The following is a 20,819-nucleotide window of genomic DNA, read 5'->3' as shown; positions in this document are numbered from 1 at the left end:
TCATGGGTCTGCAAATCGGTTTTGTCGCGCTGCTGCTGTTGCTCATCGCCCTGGCCGGCTCGACGTTCCGCATCCTGCGCGAGTACGAACGGGGCGTGGTGTTCCAGCTCGGGCGCTTCTGGCAGGTCAAGGGGCCGGGGCTGATCCTGCTGATCCCCGTGGTGCAGCAGATGGTGCGGGTGGACTTGCGCACCATCGTCCTCGACGTGCCGCCCCAGGACGTGATCACCCGCGACAACGTGTCGGTGAAGGTCAACGCGGTGCTGTACTTTCGCGTGCTCGACCCGCAGAAGGCGATCATCCAGGTCGAGGACTTCCTCATGGCCACCAGCCAACTGGCCCAGACCACCCTGCGCGCGGTGCTGGGCAAGCATGAGCTGGACGAACTGCTGGCCGAACGGGAACGGCTGAACATCGACATCCAGCAGGTGCTGGACGCCCAGACCGACGCCTGGGGCATCAAGGTCGCCAACGTCGAGATCAAGCACGTCGACCTCAACGAATCGATGGTGCGCGCCATCGCCAAGCAGGCCGAGGCGGAACGGGAGCGGCGGGCCAAGGTGATCCACGCCGAAGGCGAACTGCAGGCCTCCGAGAAGCTCATGCAGGCCGCCGAGATGCTGGGGCGCCAGTCCGGCGCCATGCAGCTGCGCTACATGCAGACCTTGAGTTCGATCGCCGGGGACAAGAGCTCGACGATCGTCTTTCCGCTGCCGATCGAGCTGCTCAAAGGGATGAGCGACCTGACGAAACCGTAATGACCTCGGCGCACGATGCGTCCTGCCGCAACGCCTCCAGCGCCCGGTAAGGCGCCCCGGCGTAGTGCTCGACCCGCGCCTGGAGCAGCGCCGACGCTTCGCGGCGCTTGTCCTCGCCGTCGGCGACGAACACCTGCGCCGGCTGTTTCGCGTGCTGCACGGTCGCCGCCGATGCCCGAAGGCACTGCTCGGCGCTCAATCCGAAAAACGTCGCCAGGTGCCCGGTCATGGCCTCGGGCAATTCGCTGTAGTTCACCGCCAGCCCGCCGGAATCGCGGCAATGCACCCACCCGGCCTCCAGCAGACGCCCCAGGCGCCGGGCGATGAAGTCTTCGCGCCCCTCGAACGGCAGGCCGTCGTCCAGCACGCAGTCGCCGAGCATGCCCGCCACCATGTGCATGCCGGGACGGCGCATATGGGAGACGGCGATCTCCAGCGGGTCGCGGTAGACGAACAGCCACGGCGTCTGCCCGTGGCATTCGCGCAGCAGCGGCCATTCGCCGATGTTCCAGGCGTCGAGCTTGATCACCAGCCGCTGTTCGCCGCCGCGCCGACGCTGGCCGTAGGCCGACAGCAGCCCGGCGATGGCCGCCCGGCGTTCGGGCGCCGGCAGGTCGCTGCGCAGCAGGGCATCGAGGGGCGGCGGCTCGGACACGACGATGTGGTCATCGAGCCGGGCCAGCATCTGGCTGACCAGGGTCGAACCGCAGCGCGAGGCATGCAGGATGAACGCGCTCGGCGCAAGGCCGGGGCTGTGCGCCTGCCAGTCCGTCAGCGCCGACAGCGGCGTCTGCCGGCGCAAGGCCTGGTTGAACGGCAGCCGCAGCGCGTCGTCCACCGCATCGCGGAAAAACGGCTGGCGCAACGGCGCATCGCCGAACCAGCACCAGTCCACCTGCCACTGCCCGGCCTCGCTCCAGATGCGGATCGGCAGCCAGCCGTCGAAATTCATGCGCGCCATTGTTCGTTCCATGTCCGCCGTCCGTTGCGCATCGCGGCGCGCAGGGCCTGAGGCGTGAGCGCGAGGCCGCGCTCGGCGGCCAGCGCCACGGCGCAATCGATGAAGCGCTCGGGATCCTGCACGGCCTGCAGCGTCGCGCTGAGCGCCGGATCGTCCGCCACTTGCCGCTGAAACTGCTGCAGGGCCGTGTCTTCGGTGCCGGGGGCCGGCGTGTCCGCCAGGCCTTCGCCGATCATCCGCTCAAGCCAAGGGCAGGGACGGCAATCGAGCACCAGATGAACCCGAACGCTGCTGTCGCGGTTGTCGACCCGGTGGGGCCGCGACAGGTCGAGGAACCAGCACTCCCCGGCCTGCATCGGCATGCGCTGGCCGTCCAGCCAGAAATCCACGGCGGGCGGGCTGAGCAGCGGGATGTGCAGGCGCAGATCCGCCTCGGGGCCTTCCAGGTCGTAGTCGCGGTGTTCGTGGATCTGCCCGCCCGGCCCGAGCCGAAGCAGCCGGGCGCTGACGATCTGCAACGGCAGGCCACGCAGCGCCTGGCGCCAGCGGCGGTCGTTGAGCCAGGGCCCGCGGGGCACCGGCGCAGCCTGGCCGGGCGACAGTTCGGTGAACGCATCCGCCGCGGAGATCAGCGCCACGCCGCTCCAGTCGCCGGCAAAGTACGCGGTGTTGAAATGCCCCCGCCAGGCGCTGTCGTCAATCGCCGCCAGCGCCTGGCGCAGCAGCGGCAGATCCACCGCCACCGGCAACCGCGAGTAGGCCGGCCGGCTCATGGGACACCGGGCGCATCACTGCGCAGGGGCATGGGCCACCGGCACCGAAATGTCGCCCGAGGCCCACGCCGCTTCGCGGTTGGCCAGGGCGGTGGCGATCGACTGCACCTGGGTCGACTGCACCTGATCCGGCAGCGGATCGAGCCCGGCGCTGGCGAAGATCTGGCCGTAGGCGTTGCGCAGGTCGGCGTAGGCCAGGTCGCGGCGCAGGTCGGCCTGCAGGTTGTTCAGTTCGCCCTGGATCAGGTCCAGTTCGCCGATGCCGGCGGCCTGGTGGCGGTTGCGCAACTGACCGACGATCTGGCCGTCGATCTCCGACAACTGCTGGCTGGTCTTGAACTGGCGCAGCGCCTCCTGATAGTTCGCGTTGGCCACGTACAACTGGGCCAGCACCGCCACCGACATCGCCTGACGGCGTGCGGCGGCGACTTCTTCGCCGGCCTTGGCCACGTCGATGGCCGCCGGGGCGGAGATCACGTTGAACAGGTTCCAGGTGACTTTCACGCCGTAGTCGGCCCAGCCTTGCTCTACGAGGAACGAGTTGCTGTCGTAGTGCCCGCCGGCGGAGAACTCCAGCCCCGGCAGCATGCGCAACATGGCCTTGCGGGTCTCGGCGGCGCTGATGCGGGTCTGGTAGTCCTGCTCGCGCAGTTCCGGACGGTTGGTCAGGGCTTCCTGTTCCAGTTTGGCCAGGTCGACCTTGAGTTCCGGGATCTGGTAGCCGTCGTCGGTGGCCAGGGTCAGCTCCGAGCCCATCGGCAGGTTGATCAGGGTCGCCAGTTCGGTCTTGGCCAGCGACAGCGCGCGGCGCTGCTCCTCCAGCTGGCGGGTCGCCTCGATCAGCGAGCGTTGGTAGCCGAGGGCCTGCACCGGGTCGCCGATGCGCTGGTCGCTCATGCTCTGGCTGTTGCGCCGGGCGGTGTCGACCCGGGCCATCAAGGCATCGATCTGCTTGAGCAGGCGTTCGGCGGCCATCGCCCGCCAGTAGGCCGAGCGCACGTCCTGGACGATGGTGTTGATCACCTTGCGCCGGCGCTCCTGAACGATCAGGCGCTGGTCGCCCTGCTGCTTGGCGCTGATGTAGCTGACGCCGAAGTCGAGCACGTTCCAGACCATGGTCAGGTCGGCGACGTCGCGGTCGCGGTCCTGGGAGGTCGACGGTTCCAGGGACTGGGTGCCGGTGCGCACGCTCTGGCTGCTGGAGGCGCTGACGTTGTTGCGCCCCACGTAGCCGGCGTCCAGCGCCATGCGCGGCAGCATGTCGAAGCTGGCGAGGTCGAGCTGCCGCTTGGCCAGCGCCTCCTCCATGACCTTGAGCCGGCCTTCGAGATTGTACTTCACCGCCCGGGCCATGGCCTGGTGCAGGGTCAGCGGGCCGTGCAGCGGCTCCTGGCCCTTGTACATGTTCTGCAGATCGCTTCGGGCCCGCTGTTCGCTGACGCTGCGCTCGATCGGCTCACTGGTGACTGCACATCCGCTGATCGCCAGCGCCAGCAGGCTGGCGCCGAACAACTTCTGACTCTTCTTCATCCCTGGATCGCCCCTTGGGTCCTACAAATGGTGTGTTGTTTTTATGCGCTCGGCGTTTCGCTGACGCCGATCTGCTTGAGCGCCGCCGCCAGGCTGTCGACCCGGTGCTGCTCGCTGTCCTGGAACTGCTGCAGTTGCTGGCCCAGGGTCGGCGCGCCGAACACGCCGCGCAGGCCCTGGGAAACGTCGCCGCCCTTGATCGGATGGCTGTCGAAGGCGTTGACCGATTCGCGCTCGGCATCGCTGGCCTGATTGAACAGGCCGGCGAACGTGCTGCTGCCGAACACCCCGCCGTCGCCTCCGCCGAAGCCGAGGAAACCGTGACCGGTGCCGTCGCCGTAGGTGCTGTCGCCGAACACCTGGGCGATGAAGCTGGGGCTCAGCGCGCCGCGGTTGATGAAAATGTCACCGAGCGGACGGATGCCGTCGCCGATCACCCGCTGCTCGAACAGCGGTGAGAAGGTCAGCGGCGAGCCGAGGTTGCCGGTGGGCGGGGTGAACACGATCGGTTGCAGCGGCACGTACGGCGGCGGCGCTACGGTCACCGGGTCGCTGCTGCGGAATTCAGGATCCGGGGTCACCACCACGGTCGGCGACGTCGGAGGCGTCGGCGGCACGGTATTGATCACGTAGTTGCCGGACTGGCTGATGCCGCTGCCGCTGTTGCCGGAGAGATCGCTGACCCCGGCGGCGTTGACGCTGATCGCGTTGCTGGCGCTGTTGACGTTGGCGTTCGGCGTCAGGGTCGCGGTCCAGGTCTTGCCGCCGTCGTTGCTGCTCAGGCCGGACAGGGTGCCGTTGGCGACGCTGATGTCCGCCAGGTCGAAGCCGCTGACCGCCTCGTTGAAGGTGATGGTCACCTGGGTGGTCTGGCCGATGCCCAGGTTCGGGTTAGCCACCACCACCGTGGCGGTGGGCCGCTCGGCGTCGAGGGCGTAGTTGTTGGACACCGCCACTGTGCTGCCGGCGTTGCCCGCCAGGTCCGTGACGTTGCTGGTGTCGAGGGCGATGAAGTTGCTCGGGTCGGTGACGTTCGCGGTCGGCGTGAAGGTCGCCGTCCAGGTCTTGCCGCCGTCGCTGCTGCTCAGGTTGCTCAGGTCGCCGTTGGTGACGCTGAGATCCGACAGGTCGAAGTTGCTCACCGCCTCGCTGAAGGTGAAGGTCACGGTGGTGGTCTGGCCGATGCCCAGGTGCGGGTTGGCCACCACGATGTTCACCGTCGGCCGGGTCGCGTCGAGGATGTAGTTGTTGGAGATGGCGATGCTCGCCCCGAGGTTGCCCGCCGCGTCCTGCACGCCGGCGGTGTCGAGCACGATCAGGTTGGTCGCGTCGTTGACGCCGGCGGTCGGCGTCAGCGTGGCGGTCCAGGTCACGCCGCCGTCGCTGCTGCTCAGGTTCGACAGCACGCCGTTGGCGACGCTGATGTCCGACAGGTCGAAACCGCTCACCGCCTCGCTGAAGGTGATGGTCACCGTGGTGGTCTCGCCGATGCCCAGGCGGTTGTCGGCGACCGTGATGGTGGCGGTCGGCAGCGCGGTGTCGATGGCGAAGTTGTTCGAGTCGGTGGTGCCGACCCCGCTGTTGCCCGAGGCGTTGGTCACCCCGGCGTTGTTCAGGGTGATCAGGTTGGTGGTGTCGGTGACGTTGGCGGTCGGGGTGAACGTCGCCGTCCAGGTGATGCCGCCGTCGCTGCTGCTGACGTTGCTCAACGTGCCGTTGGCGATGGTCAGGTCGCTGTTGTCGAAGCCGCTCACCGCCTCGTTGAAGGTGATGGTCACCAATGACGTTTCACCGGCCTTGAGGGCGGTGTCGGCGACGACGATGGTCGCGGTCGGCACCAGGGTGTTCACCGTGAAGTTGGCCGAGCTGGTGGTGCCGAGGCCGGCGTTGCCCGCCACGTCGGTGTAGCCGGCGTTGTTGAGGACGATGAGGTTGGTGTTGTCGGTCACGCCCAGGGCCGGCGTGAAAGTCGCCGTCCAGGTGATGCCGCCGTCGCTTGAGGTGACGCTGCTCAGGGTGCCGTTGGGGATGCTGAGGTCGCTGTTGTCGAACCCGGTCACCGCCTCGCTGAAGGTGATGGTCACCGTGGTGGTCTCGCCCGGGCGCAGGTCGGTGTCGGCCATGACGATGGTCGCCGTCGGACGCTGGCTGTCGACCGCGTAGTTGTTCGAGTCGGTGGTGCCGCTGCCGGCGTTGCCCGCCACGTCGGCGACGCCGGTGTTGTCCAGCGTGATCAGGTTAGTGGTGTCGGTGATGCCCGCCGCCGGGGTGAAGGTGGCCGTCCAGGTGATGTTGTCCGAGGTGGTCAGGCCGCTGAGCGTGCCGTTTTCCGCGGTCAGGTCGGCCAGGCTGAATCCGGTCACCGCTTCGCTGAAGGTGATGGTCACCGTGGTGGTCTGGCCGACGCCGAGTGCCGTGTCGGCCACCACGATGGTGGCGGTCGGGCGCTGGGTGTCGATGGCGTAGTTGTTCGAGTCGGTGGTGCCGCTGCCGGCGTTGCCGACGCTGTTCTGCACGCCGGTGTTGTCCAGGGTGATCAGGTTGCTGGTGTCGGTGATGTTCGCGGTCGGGGTGAACGTCGCCGTCCAGGTGACGCCGCCGTCGGCGCTGCTCACCGCGCTCAGGGTGCCGTTGGCGACGGTCAGGTCCGCGTTGGTGAACCCGGTGACCGCTTCGCTGAAGGTGATGGTCACCAGCGAGGTGCCGCCGACCCCCAGGCTGCTGTTGGCGACCACGATGGTGGCCGTCGGCACCTGCGTGTTGATCGTGAAGTTGCCCGAGTTGGTGGTGCCGCTGCCGGCGTTGCCGGCCAGGTCGGCGATGCCGGTGTTGGCCAGGGTGATCACGTTGGTGGCGTCGTTGACGCCCACGCTTGGGGTGAAGGTCGCCGTCCAGGTGATGCCGCCGTCGCTGCTGCTCACCGCGCTCAACGTGCCGTTGGGGACGGTCAGGTCCGCGTTGGTGAACCCGGTGACCGCTTCGCTGAAGGTGATGGTCACCAGCGAGGTTTCGCCGGCGGCGAGGTTGCTGTCGGCCATGACGATGGTCGCCGTCGGCCGCTGGGTGTCGATGGCGTAGTTGTTCGAATCGGTGCTGCCGCTGCCGGCGTTGCCCGACGTGTCCGCGACCCCGGTGTTGTCCAGGGTGATCAGGTTGGTGGCGTCGGTGACGTTGGCGGTCGGCGTGAAGGTCGCCGTCCAGGTGATGCCGCCATCGCTGCTGCTCACCGCGCTCAGGGTGCCGTTGGCGATGGTCAGGTCGGCGTTGGTGAAACCGGTCACCGCCTCGCTGAAGGTGATGGTCACCAGCGAGGTCTGGCCGACGGCCAGCGTCGGGTTCGCGACCACGATGGTGGCGGTCGGGCGCTGGGTGTCGACGGCGTAGTTGTTCGAATCGGTGGTGCCGCTGCCGGTGTTGCCCGCCGCGTCGGTGACCCCGGTGTTGTCCAGGGTGATGACGTTGGTGGCGTCGGTGATGTTGGCGGTCGGCGTGAAGGTCGCCGTCCAGGTGATGCCGCCGTCGCTGCTGCTCACCGCGCTCAGGGTGCCGTTGGCGATGGTCAGGTCGGCGTTGGTGAAGCCGGTCACCGCCTCGCTGAAGGTGATGGTCACCAGCGAGGTCTCGCCGATCTTCAGCGCATTGTCGGCCACCACGATGGTGGCGGTCGGGCGCGCCGTGTCGATGGCGTAGTTGTTGGAGTTGGTGGTGCCGCTGCCGGCGTTGCCCGCAAGGTCGGCGATGCCGGTGTTGTCCAGGGTGACCAGGTTGGTGCTGTCGGTGATGTTGGCGTTCGGCGTCAGGGTGGCCGTCCAGGTGATGCCGCCGTCGCTGCTGCTCAGGCCCGACAGCGTGCCGTTGGCCACGGTCAGGTCGGCGGTGGTGAAGCCGGTCACCGCTTCGCTGAAGGTGATGGTCACCAGCGAGGTTTCGCCGGCCGCCAGGTTCGTGTCCGTCACGACGATGGTCGCGGTCGGCCGCTGGGTGTCGATGGTGAAGTTGGCCGAGTCCGTGGTGCCGCTGCCGGCGTTGCCCGACAGGTCGACGACGCCGGTGTTGTCCAGGGTGATCAGGTTGGTGGTGTCGGTGATGTTGGCGGTCGGCGTGAACGTCGCCGTCCAGGTGATGCCGCCGTCGGCGCTGCTCACCGCGCTCAGCGTGCCGTTGGGGATCGTCAGGTCGGCGTTGGTGAAGCCGCTCACGGCCTCGCTGAAGGTGATGGTCACCTGCGAGGTTTCGCCGACCTTCAGGGCCGAATCGGCCAGCACGATGGTCGCGGTCGGCCGCTGGGTGTCGATGGCGTAGTTGTTCGACGAGGTGGTGCCGACGCCTGCTGCGCCGTCGGAGACCGCCGTCACCCCGGTGTTGTCCAGGACGATCAGGTTGGTGGTGTCGGTGATGCCGTTGGTCGGGGTGAAGGTCGCCGTCCAGGTGATGCCGCCGTCGGCGCTGCTCACCGCGCTCAGGGTGCCGTTGGCGATGGTCAGGTCGGCGTTGGTGAAACCGGTCACCGCCCGGCTGAAGGTGATGGTCACCAGCGAGGTCTCGCCGATCTTCAGCGCGGTGTCGGACACCACGATGGTTGCGGTCGGCGGTTCCACGTACGCGGTGTTGAGGGTGCCGCCGTTGTTGAAGATCGCCGCGAAGGCCGTCGGCGACGCGCCCGTCGAGCCGCCGCCCTGGGCCGTGCCGCCCGCGCCGCTGCCGGCGCCGTTGCCGCTGATGGCGGCGAAGTTGGCGGCGGTGATCAGCACCGTGCCGCCCTGGTTCCAGATGGCGCCGACGCCGCGCCCGGCGATCCCGCCGTTGCTGGCGTTGCTGCCCTGGCCGCCACCGCCGCCACCGCCGCCGCCCGCACCGATGTTGTTGCTGATGACGGACGTGCCGACGATCTTCAGGGTGCCGCTGGCAGCGTTGTAGATACCGCCGGCCGCGTTGCCGCCGGCCCCGCCGACCTTGTCCCAGCCGGCCCCGCCACCGCCGCCGCCGATGGAGATGGTGCCGTTGCTCGCCGTGCCGCCGTTGCCGCCGTTGCTGTAGTTGGACACGCCCAGGCCGCCGGTGCCGCCGGTGGTGCCGCCGCCGCGGCCGCCCATCTGGACCGCGTCGTAGCCGCCGCCGTAGCCGCCGATGCCGGCGGTGGCGGCCCCGCCGCCCAGCGTACCGACGCCGGGGCCGGCGCTGCCGCCATGGCCGCCGCCCTGACCGCCGATGCCACCGCCGCCGCCACCGCCGCCGCCGTAGAACGCGCCCGTGACACCGCCGCCGCCACCGCCGCCGGCCGCCGCGTTGCTGGTGACCGAAACGTTGCTGAGGGTCAGCACGCCGGCGTTGAAGATCCCGCCGCCCATGGCGCCGGCCGCGCCGTAGCCGCCGTTGCCGCCGTTGCCCGACACCAGCCCGCGGGTGATCACCAGGCCGTCCAGCGTCACCGTGCTGCCGGAGGCGATTTCCACCACTCGCGTCTTGTACTGGCCGTCGAGCGTCACGTCGGCCACGCCGTCGTTGTTCAGGTCGCCGTCGACGGTGATGTTCTTGTTGATCAGCAGTTCGGAGGTGAGCTGCACGGTCATGCCGGAGCTGAACGTGACGATGTCGCCGTTCTGCGCCGAGGCCAGCGCCGCCCGCAGCGAGCCGACGCCGGTGTTGAGGTTGTTGGTCGCGGTCCAGGTGGCCAGGCCCCACTGGTATTCGCTCATCGACTTGGCCGACAGCACGTTGGCGCTTTCGATGTTGCCGGTGGCGATTTCCAGGTTCCAGTCGCCGCCCACGCCGGTGCGGTTGTTCGAGGCCGCGACGTCGCGCCCGGTCAGTTGCGCCAGGGAATCGACGAAGCTCAGACCGCGGTCGCCCTCGGCGGTGTAGCAGCCGTAGATCAGGATGTCGCCGCCGACGTTCATGTCCTTGCCGATTTCCGCCAGCACCGCGCTGCGCTGGGCGACGTTGTCCGCCGACAGGTAGCTGTTGCCCAGCCACAGGTCGCCGGCGTTGCCGTGGGCGATGATCTGCACCGAACTCACGCCGTGGTGCTGGTCGAGGTAGTCGGCGATCTGCTGCAGGCCGTCCTTGCCCGCGTCGAGCTTCACCACCTGGGTGCCGGGGGCGATGCCCTGGAGCAGGCTGTCGGCGTCCTTGACCCGGGAGTCGACGAACACCACGCTCTGGCCCGGCACCGCCACTGGGCTGGCGGCGGGCGCGGCATCGGCCTGGCCGTGGGTGTCTTTGCTGGCGACCGGGTGGTCGGCGGTCGGCGCCTTGGCGGCGTCGGCGGCGGGATGGCTGTCAGCCTGGGCAGCGGTGTCGGCGACGGTCGCCGCCACCGCGCCGTCGAACAGCATGCGCGGCTCCAGCGACATGATCATCGGCGCGGCCAGCGTCCGTGCACCCTCGGTTACCCGCGCGTGTTTCTTGCTCCACCACATGTTGCTCACCCGGACTCGAACAGTTGTGACACATCAATGAAAAACGCCGCGATCAACTGATCGCGGCGTCGGACTTCATACGAATGACATTGGCGGCGCTGGCTGAGCCATCGAGCCAAAAGGACAGATCGGCGTATTGGTTGAACAGGTCCGGCGGCAGGATGGTGCGCCGGGACTGCAGGGCGACCCTGGGCTTGACCTTGTGCAGGCCGGACACCCCCAGGGCTTGGTCGAACTCGGGCGCGTCGTAGGCCAGATGCTCGAAATCGTGTTCGAACCACGGCTCGCCGATGAACTCGTAGACCAGCCGCAGCACCCGCTCCGGGGCCTGGGTCAGCAGGTCGTAGTCGATGATCAGCAAGGAATCGGCGTGCTCGCCGTAATAGGCTTCCTTGAGCGCCGCCCAGGCGAACCCCACCAGGCGGTTGCGCTGGGCCAGGGTCTCGCAGCGGCTGTAGACGGTGTTGCGCTCCCCGGCGTCGCCGAACAGCTTGGTGTTCTCGAACGGATTGGCGCGGTACAGCCGCTCCAGGCTGTCCATCACCCAGGCGACGTTGCGCACGCAGGCGATCACCTTGGCGTTGGGGAACAGGTCGTTGATCGCCGGCAGGCGGGCGCTCCACTGGCGGTTGGTGTCGAACACCACCGGTTTGTCGGCCTTGTCGGCGTAGTAGGACTGGAACAGGCCGCGCAGCAGGCGGCGGCGCATGTCGGTGTCGATCACCGCGCCGAACTCGCTGCCGGCGCTGCATTGCTCCAGTACACCTGAGAACAGCGCACCCACCGGGCTGGTCATGCCGGCATGAAAGCGCGGGTTCTGCAGCAGGATCGCAGAAAGAAGGGTCGAACCTGATCGCGGCAAGCCGGAGATAAAGTGGAACTGCTGCATCCCTTCACCAAATGGTTAAGTCCGTTTGTCGGACAGAGCGTAGCCCAACAATAACCTTTCGACTAGTGGTGTTTTGATATCAAATCGAAGCTAAATCGACGTTGACCATCCGTTTCGCGAATGACTGCCCCGGTGAATCGTTTAAGCGCTCATCCCCCCGGTTTGTCGGCACTTGGCCGCACATACAGGCGAGCGTAGGCACCGCCGGCATGCACTTCGCTGACGCGCTGCCATCCGTCGGGCAACGGGCCGAACTCGGCCGGATCGTCGAGCGAGCCGATCAGCCAGACCCGTCGGCTGCCCTCGGGCAGATCGGCGAGGCGGTCCAGGTACACGTCGGTGCTGACCAACGTGCCGAAGCCGTAGCTGTTGGGGCGGGTCGGACGGCCGTCGGCGGCGGGCGGGGTGAACAGCCGCACCTGGGCATCGGTGCGGTTGTAGTAGACGTAACTCAAGTACCAGAGCATGTCGCTGGTGACGATCCGGTCGCCGGCGGCGTAATGCCGGTTGACGTGATCGACCATGACGCTGAACTGGTCATTGGGGTCGACCGTGGCGTTGGCGTTCACGCCGATCATCTCGACCCCGGCGAACGACACCAGCGCCGCCACCGCCAGCACGCGCGCGCCGGCGTACAGCCGGTCGACGGCCACGGCGGCGAGCATCGGCAGGCCCAGCGCATAGGCCGTCAGGTAACGCTCGATGAACATGGGTGAGATGAAGGACACCGCAAACACCAGCAGCAGCGGCACGCCGGTGTAGAGCGCCAGCAGCGCGCTGCCGTGCCCCACGCTGCGGTCACGGGCCACGGCCACCCAGCCCAGCGCCAGCACCGCCAGCGGCACCGAGCAGAACACCGGCAGCGGCAGGTGTTCGCCGTCGTCCTGGATCAGCCAGGTCCAGATCATCGACGGCAGCGACGAGAGCGTCACCGGATCCTCCCAGCCCACGTCCCCGCCGGCCTTGAGCGCCTCCAGGTGCTGCAGCAGCCCCAACAGGTTCGGCAGCCACGGCAGGTAGAGCGCGGCGACGGCCAGGTTCGCCAGCCACCAGTCCCGCCGCTGGATGTGCCGCAGGCGATGGCCGGGCTGCAAGCGGATCAGCCCCAGGTACAACCAATGGCTCAGGGCCGCCAGCACCGCGAAGTAATGGGTGTAGAGCGCGGCCGTGAGCAGCAGGGCGTAGGCCGCCAGATAGCGGCGCCGCTGAGGGCGCTTGATCCAGCACACCAGCGCCAGCGTGGCGGCCACCAGCAACAGCCCGAGCAGCGCGTACATGCGCACTTCCTGGCTGTAGCGCACCGCCGTCGGCAGCAGCGCCAGCAGCACCCCGGCCATGACCGCCGCGCGGCGGGTGGCCAGGCGGTCCACCAGCCACATGCCGAGCGCGACCGTGGCGATGCCGGGCACGGCGCTGAAACTGCGGATCGCGAAGATCCCGTCGCCGAACAGCGCGATCCAGCCGTGCAGCAGCATGAAGTACAGCGGCGGATGCACGTCGAACGCCGCATGGCGCCAGATGCCGTCCAGCGGATAGGCGGCCAGCAGCAGGCTGGAGCCCTCGTCGCCCCAGACCGCGGCGGCGGTGAGGTCATAGAACCGCACCGCCGCGGCCAGCAGCAGGATCGGCAGCAGCCAATGCTCGCGGGCCCAGCGCAGCAGACGCCGCACGCCGGCATTGGGCGCCGCGAACGGCTCCTGGGCGTCCCCGAACGGTGTTTCACGACGCGCTTCCATCAACCTCCCCTTTTCCCGCCCTAAACCATTCCCCCGGAACGCTCACTGTAGGCCAGCGACACCCCCCATGCGCAATAGCGACGACATCCGGCAGGTCTGCCGATCCGGGTCTACGCTACGGCTTGGCGTGACCTGCCCGCGCAACGGGAAGGAACCGGCGGATCGTCCTGACCTGCCCGGCGAAAAGAGCCGATGCGCGGCGCGCCGACCACACAACAGAAGGATGAGGAATCATGGAAGTATTCATGGGTACGATTCAGCCGTTCGCCTTCCAGTTCGCTCCACGGGACTGGGCCTGGTGCAACGGACAGATTCTCTCGATCGCACAGTACAACGCCTTGTTCGCCTTGCTCGGCACCTATTACGGCGGCAACGGCCAGACCAACTTCGCGCTGCCCAACCTGCAGGGGCGCATGCCCATGTCGCAGGGCAACGGCCTGGGCCTGACGCCGCGCACCATCGGCGAAGTGGCCGGCGTCGAAAGCGTCACCGCCACCATCGCCAACATGCCCAACCACACCCACGCGATGACCGGTCTGACGGCCAACAGCGCCCTGCAGCTGGCCGTGCCGGCCAGCAACCCGGCCACCACCCCGACCGCCACCAACGCCTACCTCGGCGCCTCCGGCGGCGGCCCGGGCTCGGCCAACATCTACTCCGACGCGCAAGGCGCCACGCCGGTGCCGCTCAAGGGTCTGACCACCACCGTCACCGGGGACATCTCCCCAGCGGGCGGCAGCCAGCCGATGGGCGTGATGAACCCGTTCCTGGTGGTGAACTTCAGCGTCGCCCTGAACGGCATCTTCCCGTCGCGCAACTGAAAGGACGCCGGGGGCGCAAGCCCCCGGCCGTTTTTCCCGTCACCGGAGCCCAACCATGCTGCAATCAGTCCAGAACCACCATTTCCAGGCCCTGCTGGGGCAGACCGGCACCCTGCACCTGCCGGACGGCTCGGCCCTGGCGATCCACATCCGGCACTACGAGGAAATCCCTTCGGCCAAGCTGCGCCACAGCGAACGCATGCCGTTCAGCCTGGAGTTCGACAGCCTGGAGCCGACCGCCTTCGTCGACGGCCTGTGTGCCCTGGAACTGCCGGAGCTCGGCCGGGTGGACGACATCTTCGTATCACGGGTGCCGCCGATGGGACGGGATCCGCAGTTGGGTTATTTCTGCATTTCCTTCAACTGAAAACCCTTGCAGGAACGGGCTGTAGGACACCAGTCAACGCCCTGTAGTCCCTGCATTTCAACCGGATGAATTGGGAAACGTCCGACATCATTGCGCCGTTCCGCTTGTTACGTTGTTCCGACTCCGCCACAGGACAAGGAACAACGGATGTTCGATGCCAACGCGCGTTTCCGCTTCTCGACCGACGACCTTAAACACGATTTCCGGGTGCTGTCCTTCACCGGCACCGAGTCCGTCAGCCAGCCGTTCGCCTTCGAGATCCGGCTGGTCAGCCCGAGGCCGGACATCGACCTGGCCGATCTCATGCAGCGGCAGGCCTTCCTGGCCTTCGACAATGCCGGATCCGGCCGCCACGGCCAGATCCTGGAGGTCGCCCGCGGCGACATCGGCCACCGGCTGACCCGGTACGACGTAACCCTGACGCCCCGGCTGGCGAACCTGCGCCATCGCGTCAACCAGCGGATCTTCCAGCATCTGAGCGTCCCCCGGATCATCGCGCAGGTGCTCGGGGAGCACGGCATCCACGCCGACCTCCACCACTTCCATATCGGCCGCGCGCTGCCGGACCGCGAGTACTGCGTGCAGTACAAGGAATCCGACCTGCACTTCATTCAGCGCCTGTGCGAGGAAGATGGCCTGCACTATCACTTTCGCCACAGCCGCGACCGGCACCTGCTGGTGTTCGGCGACGACCAGACCGTGTTCCCCAGGCTGGCCGGGCCGACGCCGTTCAAGCGGCCCGCCGCCCTGGTCGCCGACCGGCCGGCGATCCAGCGTTTCGACGACCGGCGCACGACCCGGCCCGACAGCGCCAGCCGCCGCGCCTACGACTTCGAGAAGGCGCACATCGTGCAGGAAGCCGACGCCCGCCTGCCGAAGGGGGGCCGTCAGCCCGGCCTGGAGGATTACCAATACCCCGGCCGCCCTACCGAACGCGACCACGGCAAGCTGCTCGCCCGGAGGGCCCTGGAACGCCACCGCAGCGACGACCGCCCCTGCACCGGAGACAGCGACGAGCCGGCACTGGTGCCGGGGCATTTCCTGTCGCTGTCCGACCACCCTGATCCGGGTCTCAACGACCTTTGGCTGCTGACCGAGATCCGCCACGAAGGCCAGCAGCCCGAGGCGCTGGAGGAATACGGCGGCGACATCGCCGCCCCTGACGCCCCAGGCGCACCCGACGAACTGCGCCAGGGCTACCGCAACCATTTCGTGGCCACGCCGTGGGACACGGTCTACCGCCCGCCGCTGCGCCACCCGAAACCGCTCATCGGCTGCACCCAGACCGCCGTGGTCACAGGTCCCCCAGGCGAGGAAATCCACTGCGACCGCCATGGCCGGGTCAAGGTGCAGTTCTTCTGGGATCGCGAAGGCCGAAGGGACGCCCACAGCAGCTGCTGGCTGCGCACCGCCCAGACCTGGGCCGGCCAGGCACACGGCAGCACAGTCATTCCTAGGGTCGGCATGGAAGTGCTGGTGACGTTCCTCGACGGCGACCCCGATCGCCCGGTGATCAGTGGCTGCCTGACCAACAACCTCAACCCGCCGCCCTACGAGCTGCCGACGCACAAGACCCGCAGCGTGTTCCGTTCCCGCAGCTCTCCGGACAGCGGCGGCTCCAGCGAGCTGATGATCGAGGATCGCGCCGGCCATGAACTGATCCGCCTGCGCGCCCAGCGCGACCTGCACCAGGAGGTGGCCAACGACAGCCGTCTCGACGTCGGCCACGAACGCCGGGAAACCGTCCGGGGCAACAGCATCAGCGTGCTGAAGGCCGAGGAGCACCGCACCGTCACCGGCGACCGCAAGACCCGTCTGGAGGCCGGCGACCACTTGCACGTCAGCGCCGGCAGCCACACCCGGATCGGTGCGTCCATGACGGTCGACGCCGCCGGGCACCTGTGCCTGCGCGCCGGTGAACATCTGGTTCTGGAAGCTCAAAAAAGCATCAGCCTGAGGGTCGGCGGCGAGCACCTGCTGGTCGACCATCGCGGGATCCTGGCCAGCACCGACCTGCAGATCGGCGGCGCACCGGCATCCTTCCTGCACGCGCCGCCGCTGCAGCCCGAGGGCATCGCGGACGCAGCGCCGGCACCGCCGCTGCCGCCGTTGGTGGCGCCTTCGCAACCGGGCCTGATGGCTGCCAGCAAAGCCCTGGGGGCAGACTTCTGCCCGATCTGCGAAGCCTGCCGCGACGGCGCCTGCCCGGTGCCGGGAGCGGCGGTATGACGAACTCCACCGCACTGCCCTGGCTGGCCGAACAGCACCGCGCCGACCGCCTCTTGTGCCTGGTCCTCGACTCGCAGAACGAACGCGACATGCGCCAGCGCTGGCTCAAGAGCAGCCGCTACGAACAGTTCCGCAGCGTCTACGGCGAAACCGTTGTGGCCGAACTGGCCGACGCCGGCCCCTACGTCTTCACCTTCGAGCGGCCCGACGACCGTCGCCTCGACGCCTTGCTCGACAGGCCCCACACCCATTGGGGCTGGTTGGCCAGCCTGGATCAGGGTGGGCTGCCCGGGTGGGTCAGGCATTGGCAGGAGCGGCTGATCGTCGGCACCCGCCCTCATCAGGCGCTGTACCGCTTCCACGACGCCCGGGTGCTGGCCCGGGCCCTGGCGCACCTGCCCGCCGAGGCCTTGCCGGCGTACCTGGGGCCGGCCATCAGCGTGTGCCATTGGCACGGCTCGCACTGGCAGTCCGTCGACAACCCGGCGCCGGGCACCTACCCCGTGCCGGATTCGCCGCCGTGGCTGCAACTGCCGCTGCCTGATGAGCAGACCCTGGACATCCGCCTGGCCAACGCCCACCGCTTCCTGCTGGCCGGACACGTTCAGGCCTACGCCGACCTGGCCCGCTCGGAGGATCCGCACACCTGGCTGCGCGCACGGCTGGCGCTGGCCGACGCCTGGGGCTGGACGGCCCCGCAGCGGCTGGAGGTTCTCCTGCTGCAAAGCCTGCAGGCCCCGGCCCACGAACTCGCGCCGCATTGGCGACCGGGGCCGGACGAGTCCCCGGACGAGCATTTCGAGCGGGTCTGTCAGTTGTCGAGACATTGGCAAGGGGAGGACGCGCGATGAGGCTTTGGATCAGCGGTGCCTGGCTGTACGGCAGCTTGGCGATGCTCATGGGGTGCGCGGCGGGGGAACCCAACACCTTCACGTTCACCGCCGACCTGCCGCCGGGGTTTGCCTATGTGGCGGCGGTTCATTACGTCCCTGAAAAAGGCCAGACCTGCACCGTCGAAAGGCGTGACAACCTGGCGCCGGTGTTCAACAGCCAGTGGCGGACGGACTACCGGCCCGATGCTGAAATCACTGTTCGCAAGACCGTCAAGGGCTGCCCGTTGGTGGTCAGGAAAATCGCCCTGCAAATCTATGCGAAGTATGGCAAGGAGCGCGGTGATTTCGGTCGTGACGAGGGCATGGTCATCATTCGTGACGTGCTGGAGGAGCGCTACAAGAACACCTTCAACCCAGAGGGTGAAAGCTTAATCTACAGCCAGTGCGAATGGTGGTTTCGCACCGCAGGCGCAAGCCGGCGCATCGTGAAAATCCTTGATTGCACGACATCCGACGATCAAGGCGCCCGCAAACAGGGCAAGACCTTCTCCGCCTATACCCTCGACCAATTGCCGGGTAAGACCGTGAAGTTGAAGGTCAAGTTGGCGAAGGAGGAAAAACCGGGTTGGGGAGACACTTGGGTGAAAGTGCCCAACGGCTGGAAGCGTTGCCTCGGTGACGGTTACGAAGATCAAGAGGCTTACTGCCATGGCAACTACACCGACTTCAGCATTTTTAGAATGCCGGATGGTCGCGTTTGCACCATTTATCCGGGCTGCACGGAATAAGGAGGTTCAACATGACATCACTTGAGATGAATTTGGAACATCCCTTGAGCAACCGTATGCTGGCTTGTCCAACTGGGGGTAAATGGATCAGCTTTCAATTGATCGATGAGTTCTGCTCGAGCGAGCCTTATGCCGGACTGGCCTATATCGCTACTGACTCAGAAGGAATGAGATATGCAGGTAACTTAGACGCAAAAGGCATCGGCAAACTAGAGAACCATTTTGCCGGGCCTGTTTCATTGTTATTTGAACAAGCCTACGAGGGAAAGGAGGCGGTCTACTTGAGACTCAAGGAAAGGCCGCATTACCCACTCAAGATTACTGAACTCCAGGTTCGCGCCGAGAAGACCCGCTACCTGAACCCGGACTCCACCCGCACACGCGAACGGCCCGCATTGGCCGACGGCGTCGATTACTTTCAGGTAGAAGTCCGGCATCTGGTCAGACACGTTTCGCACCTGCCGCCGGAGGTGTTCCGCCATTTCCCCCTCGACTCGGGGTGCGCGGCCATCATGCTTGAGCACGGCAAACTAGGGGCCGCCCTGATGCCGAACCGGCACACGGTGCTTGAAGTGCGTCCGCTGAGGGCATTGCGCCCCCTGTTGTCCACAGACACGTCGTTCTGTGCGCTCAACCTTTACCAGCTCGCCTTGATGGCGACCTTGAGCTACAGCCCTTTCGGCCAACAACCCGCGATACCTTCCGCCGAGACACAAACCCTGAAGTTCTCGCTTCAGCCCAGCGTCGGCAACTGGTTCGGCGATGCACTGGCCAAGTGCGAAGAACTCTGGAAAGTCGATAGCGCACAGACCAAAGCCTTTTACCCGCTCTACGAAGATGTGCCGTATTCCAGACGGCTGGAAATCATACCGTTCGACCCGATCCTTTACGCCGAGAACCGACCGACACCGGAAGGCGAACTGGAACACCCGGCCAGCGTTCACTTTCTAGATGATGTCGGTGACAAAGACAGCACCGACACCCAAGCCTTCATCACCCACAACGACGAACTGATACTGATCGCCGTGCGCGGCACCGCCGAGAAAATCCCCGACGGCTTGCGTGACGCAGATGCGCTGCAAGTGCCGTTTGAGGAAGGCGAAGGGCAAGTCCATCGGGGGTTCTACCAAGCCGCCCAGAAAGCCTATGACTTCGTGGTGGCGTACCTCGAGAAATTCCACGTCGGCCAAAAACTCCTCATCTGCGGCCACAGCCTTGGTGGCGCGATCACCCTGCTCTTGTCTGAAATGCTCCGTCGAAGGGCCGGATTCAACTACGACATCCAGCTCTACACCTACGGCGCCCCCCGCGCCGGCGACCGCCGTTTCGTCGAGGCCGCGGGCGAGCTGGTGCATTACCGCATGGTCAACCACAACGACCCGGTGCCCAGCGTGCCCGGCAGTTGGATGAACACCAAGGCCGATGTCTACGGCGCGGGGGCGGCGCTGACGTTCGTCAATGTGCCCGTCGGCCTGTCGCTGTTCGTCGCCGGCATCACCAACTGGACGGGCGAAGCCTACGGCCACCACGGTGCCCTGCGCCACGCCATGCCGGTGGAGTTCGGGCAGGGGCAGGTGTCGTCGATCCTGTGGGCGCCGGGTTGCGACACCATCACCCAGCACGCGGCCTGCGAAGTGGCGGTGCGCCAGCGCCACGGCCTGCCGGATCGGCCGTCGCTGCTCAAGCAACTGCTCGACGGCGGGCACCATTCGATGACCGGAGCGTACATCCCAGCGTGCTGGGCGGCCTTGCGGCGTTGGCAGGAGGCGCAGGAAGCGGGGCGTTCGCTGGTCACCGACCGCGAGTTCGAACACGTCGAATCGGCGCTCCAGCGCATCACCGGGCAGTTGCGCAAGCGGCGCAACGAACTGACGGGGCGGCCGGACAACGCCGTGCGCGCCCACCAGAAGCAGATCGATGCGCTCAGCCGTGAGGTCGACCGGGTGGACAGCACCCGTCAGCGCCTCGCGATCCTGCGCCACCGCCAGGTCAAGGCCGCAGACGTCTACGGCTCCCTCGCCGGGCACCCGCAGCGGCTGGCCGAGAGCCTGCCGCGCTGGCAGGCCCATCCGCAGAATCTTGCGCAGGAACAGCTGGCCATGGCGCCGGACAGCCTGGCGGACGACCCGCTGCTGGCCACGCTGTCGGGCCGCACCATCGGCGCGCCCTACACCCTCGACCTCGATTCGTTCATCTAGCCGCCGGCAAGCTCAGCCCTGGGGATACCACACCAGCCGCTCCGCCGTCGGCGAGCGCTCCTCCACGGAAAACCCGAGCGCCAGGTAGTGCTGGCGCGCATGGGGGTTGTTGGCCCACACCACCGTCGCCACCGGGCAGCGGATCTGCTGCGCGGCCTTCTGCACCCCTTGCAGCACGGCGCGGCCGTAGCCTTGGCCGCGGGCCTGAGGGATGAAGGCCAGGTACAGCACGCGGACTTCGTTGGCGCCGAAATCGGTGCTCAACGAGCCGATGGCCGTGCCGAGCTTTTCGACCACGTAATGCATGGCATTGGGGTAGTGTTCACCCATGCCCAGTTCCTGCGCCTGGAACTGCTGGCCGACGATCTGCTGGACGAACTCCTGCTCGCCGTCGATCCATTGCAGGTCCGGCCGCGCCGACTGGTAAAGGCTGTGCAGGAACGGCCCGTCGGTGGGTCGCGAAGGCCGCACCACCAGACCGTCCGCCGCGACATTCGTGTTGTCCGCCATCGTCATG

Annotated in this window: 14 protein-coding genes; 7 read left to right on the top strand and 7 right to left on the bottom strand. The window is 67.2% G+C overall.

Translation table 11 applies throughout. From position 1 onward, the window contains the following. The first annotated feature begins 2 nt into the window (after positions 1-2). Positions 3-758 (top strand): slipin family protein, encoded by a 756-nt coding sequence (locus CAG41_RS14530; RefSeq protein ID WP_085694938.1) that lies wholly within the window; start codon positions 3-5, stop codon positions 756-758. Here the strand turns inward: CAG41_RS14530 and CAG41_RS14525 are convergent. The 6 genes from CAG41_RS14525 to CAG41_RS14500 form a co-directional block, all read right to left on the bottom strand. After that, positions 727-1,719, bottom strand: coding sequence for a sulfotransferase family protein (locus CAG41_RS14525; protein WP_085707134.1), 993 nt, complete (start codon positions 1,717-1,719; stop codon positions 727-729). The two genes, CAG41_RS14530 and CAG41_RS14525, sit on opposite strands and share 32 nt — an antisense overlap. Next, complete coding sequence (locus CAG41_RS14520; RefSeq protein WP_085582140.1) at positions 1,707-2,492, bottom strand: aspartyl/asparaginyl beta-hydroxylase domain-containing protein; 786 nt, start codon at positions 2,490-2,492, stop codon at positions 1,707-1,709. The genes CAG41_RS14525 and CAG41_RS14520 overlap by 13 nt, the downstream gene beginning before the upstream one ends. Before the next feature lie 15 nt (positions 2,493-2,507). Next, on the bottom strand, positions 2,508-4,022 hold the full coding sequence (locus tag CAG41_RS14515; RefSeq protein WP_085582142.1) for a TolC family protein: 1,515 nt from the start codon (positions 4,020-4,022) through the stop codon (positions 2,508-2,510). Between the two features lie 41 nt (positions 4,023-4,063). Continuing rightward, positions 4,064-10,441: an Ig-like domain-containing protein gene (locus tag CAG41_RS14510; protein WP_085707133.1), complete on the bottom strand. Its 6,378-nt coding sequence runs from the start codon at positions 10,439-10,441 to the stop codon at positions 4,064-4,066. A 52-nt stretch (positions 10,442-10,493) separates the two neighbouring features. Further along, positions 10,494-11,330: a sulfotransferase gene (locus CAG41_RS14505; RefSeq protein ID WP_085582147.1), complete on the bottom strand. Its 837-nt coding sequence runs from the start codon at positions 11,328-11,330 to the stop codon at positions 10,494-10,496. A 149-nt stretch (positions 11,331-11,479) separates the two neighbouring features. After that, positions 11,480-13,066: a glycosyltransferase family 39 protein gene (locus CAG41_RS14500; RefSeq protein ID WP_085707132.1), complete on the bottom strand. Its 1,587-nt coding sequence runs from the start codon at positions 13,064-13,066 to the stop codon at positions 11,480-11,482. 233 nt (positions 13,067-13,299) lie between these two features. On the opposite strand from CAG41_RS14500, the gene CAG41_RS14495 reads away from it, so the two are divergent. From CAG41_RS14495 to CAG41_RS14470, 6 genes are all read left to right on the top strand, one after another. Next, entirely contained in the window at positions 13,300-13,887 is a 588-nt protein-coding gene (locus CAG41_RS14495) for a phage tail protein (RefSeq protein ID WP_085582151.1), read from the top strand. A gap of 55 nt (positions 13,888-13,942) precedes the next feature. Next, a complete protein-coding gene (locus tag CAG41_RS14490) occupies positions 13,943-14,254 on the top strand; it encodes a hypothetical protein (protein ID WP_085582153.1) in 312 nt (103 codons plus the stop codon). A 147-nt stretch (positions 14,255-14,401) separates the two neighbouring features. Further along, positions 14,402-16,483, top strand: a complete 2,082-nt coding sequence (locus CAG41_RS14485; protein ID WP_085707131.1) for a type VI secretion system tip protein VgrG — start codon at positions 14,402-14,404, stop codon at positions 16,481-16,483. Continuing rightward, complete coding sequence (locus CAG41_RS14480) at positions 16,480-17,334, top strand: DUF4123 domain-containing protein (RefSeq protein WP_085707130.1); 855 nt, start codon at positions 16,480-16,482, stop codon at positions 17,332-17,334. Before CAG41_RS14485 ends, CAG41_RS14480 begins: the two co-directional genes overlap by 4 nt. Then, positions 17,331-18,104 (top strand): hypothetical protein, encoded by a 774-nt coding sequence (locus tag CAG41_RS14475; protein ID WP_085707129.1) that lies wholly within the window; start codon positions 17,331-17,333, stop codon positions 18,102-18,104. The genes CAG41_RS14480 and CAG41_RS14475 overlap by 4 nt, the downstream gene beginning before the upstream one ends. Before the next feature lie 11 nt (positions 18,105-18,115). After that, on the top strand, positions 18,116-20,302 hold the full coding sequence (locus tag CAG41_RS14470; RefSeq protein ID WP_085707128.1) for a lipase family protein: 2,187 nt from the start codon (positions 18,116-18,118) through the stop codon (positions 20,300-20,302). 12 nt (positions 20,303-20,314) lie between these two features. Here the strand turns inward: CAG41_RS14470 and CAG41_RS14465 are convergent, their stop codons facing one another. Next, positions 20,315-20,812 carry a GNAT family N-acetyltransferase gene (locus CAG41_RS14465; RefSeq protein WP_085582163.1) on the bottom strand — a complete coding sequence of 166 codons (498 nt, stop codon included), beginning with the start codon at positions 20,810-20,812 and terminating at the stop codon, positions 20,315-20,317. Positions 20,813-20,819 lie beyond the last annotated feature (7 nt).

Source organism: Pseudomonas sp. B35(2017) (genome assembly GCF_002113645.1).
Taxonomy (GTDB): Bacteria; Pseudomonadota; Gammaproteobacteria; order Pseudomonadales; family Pseudomonadaceae; genus Aquipseudomonas; species Aquipseudomonas ekonensis.
Note: the sequence above shows the minus strand (reverse complement) of the source record. Positions and strands in the feature narration are given on the sequence as shown.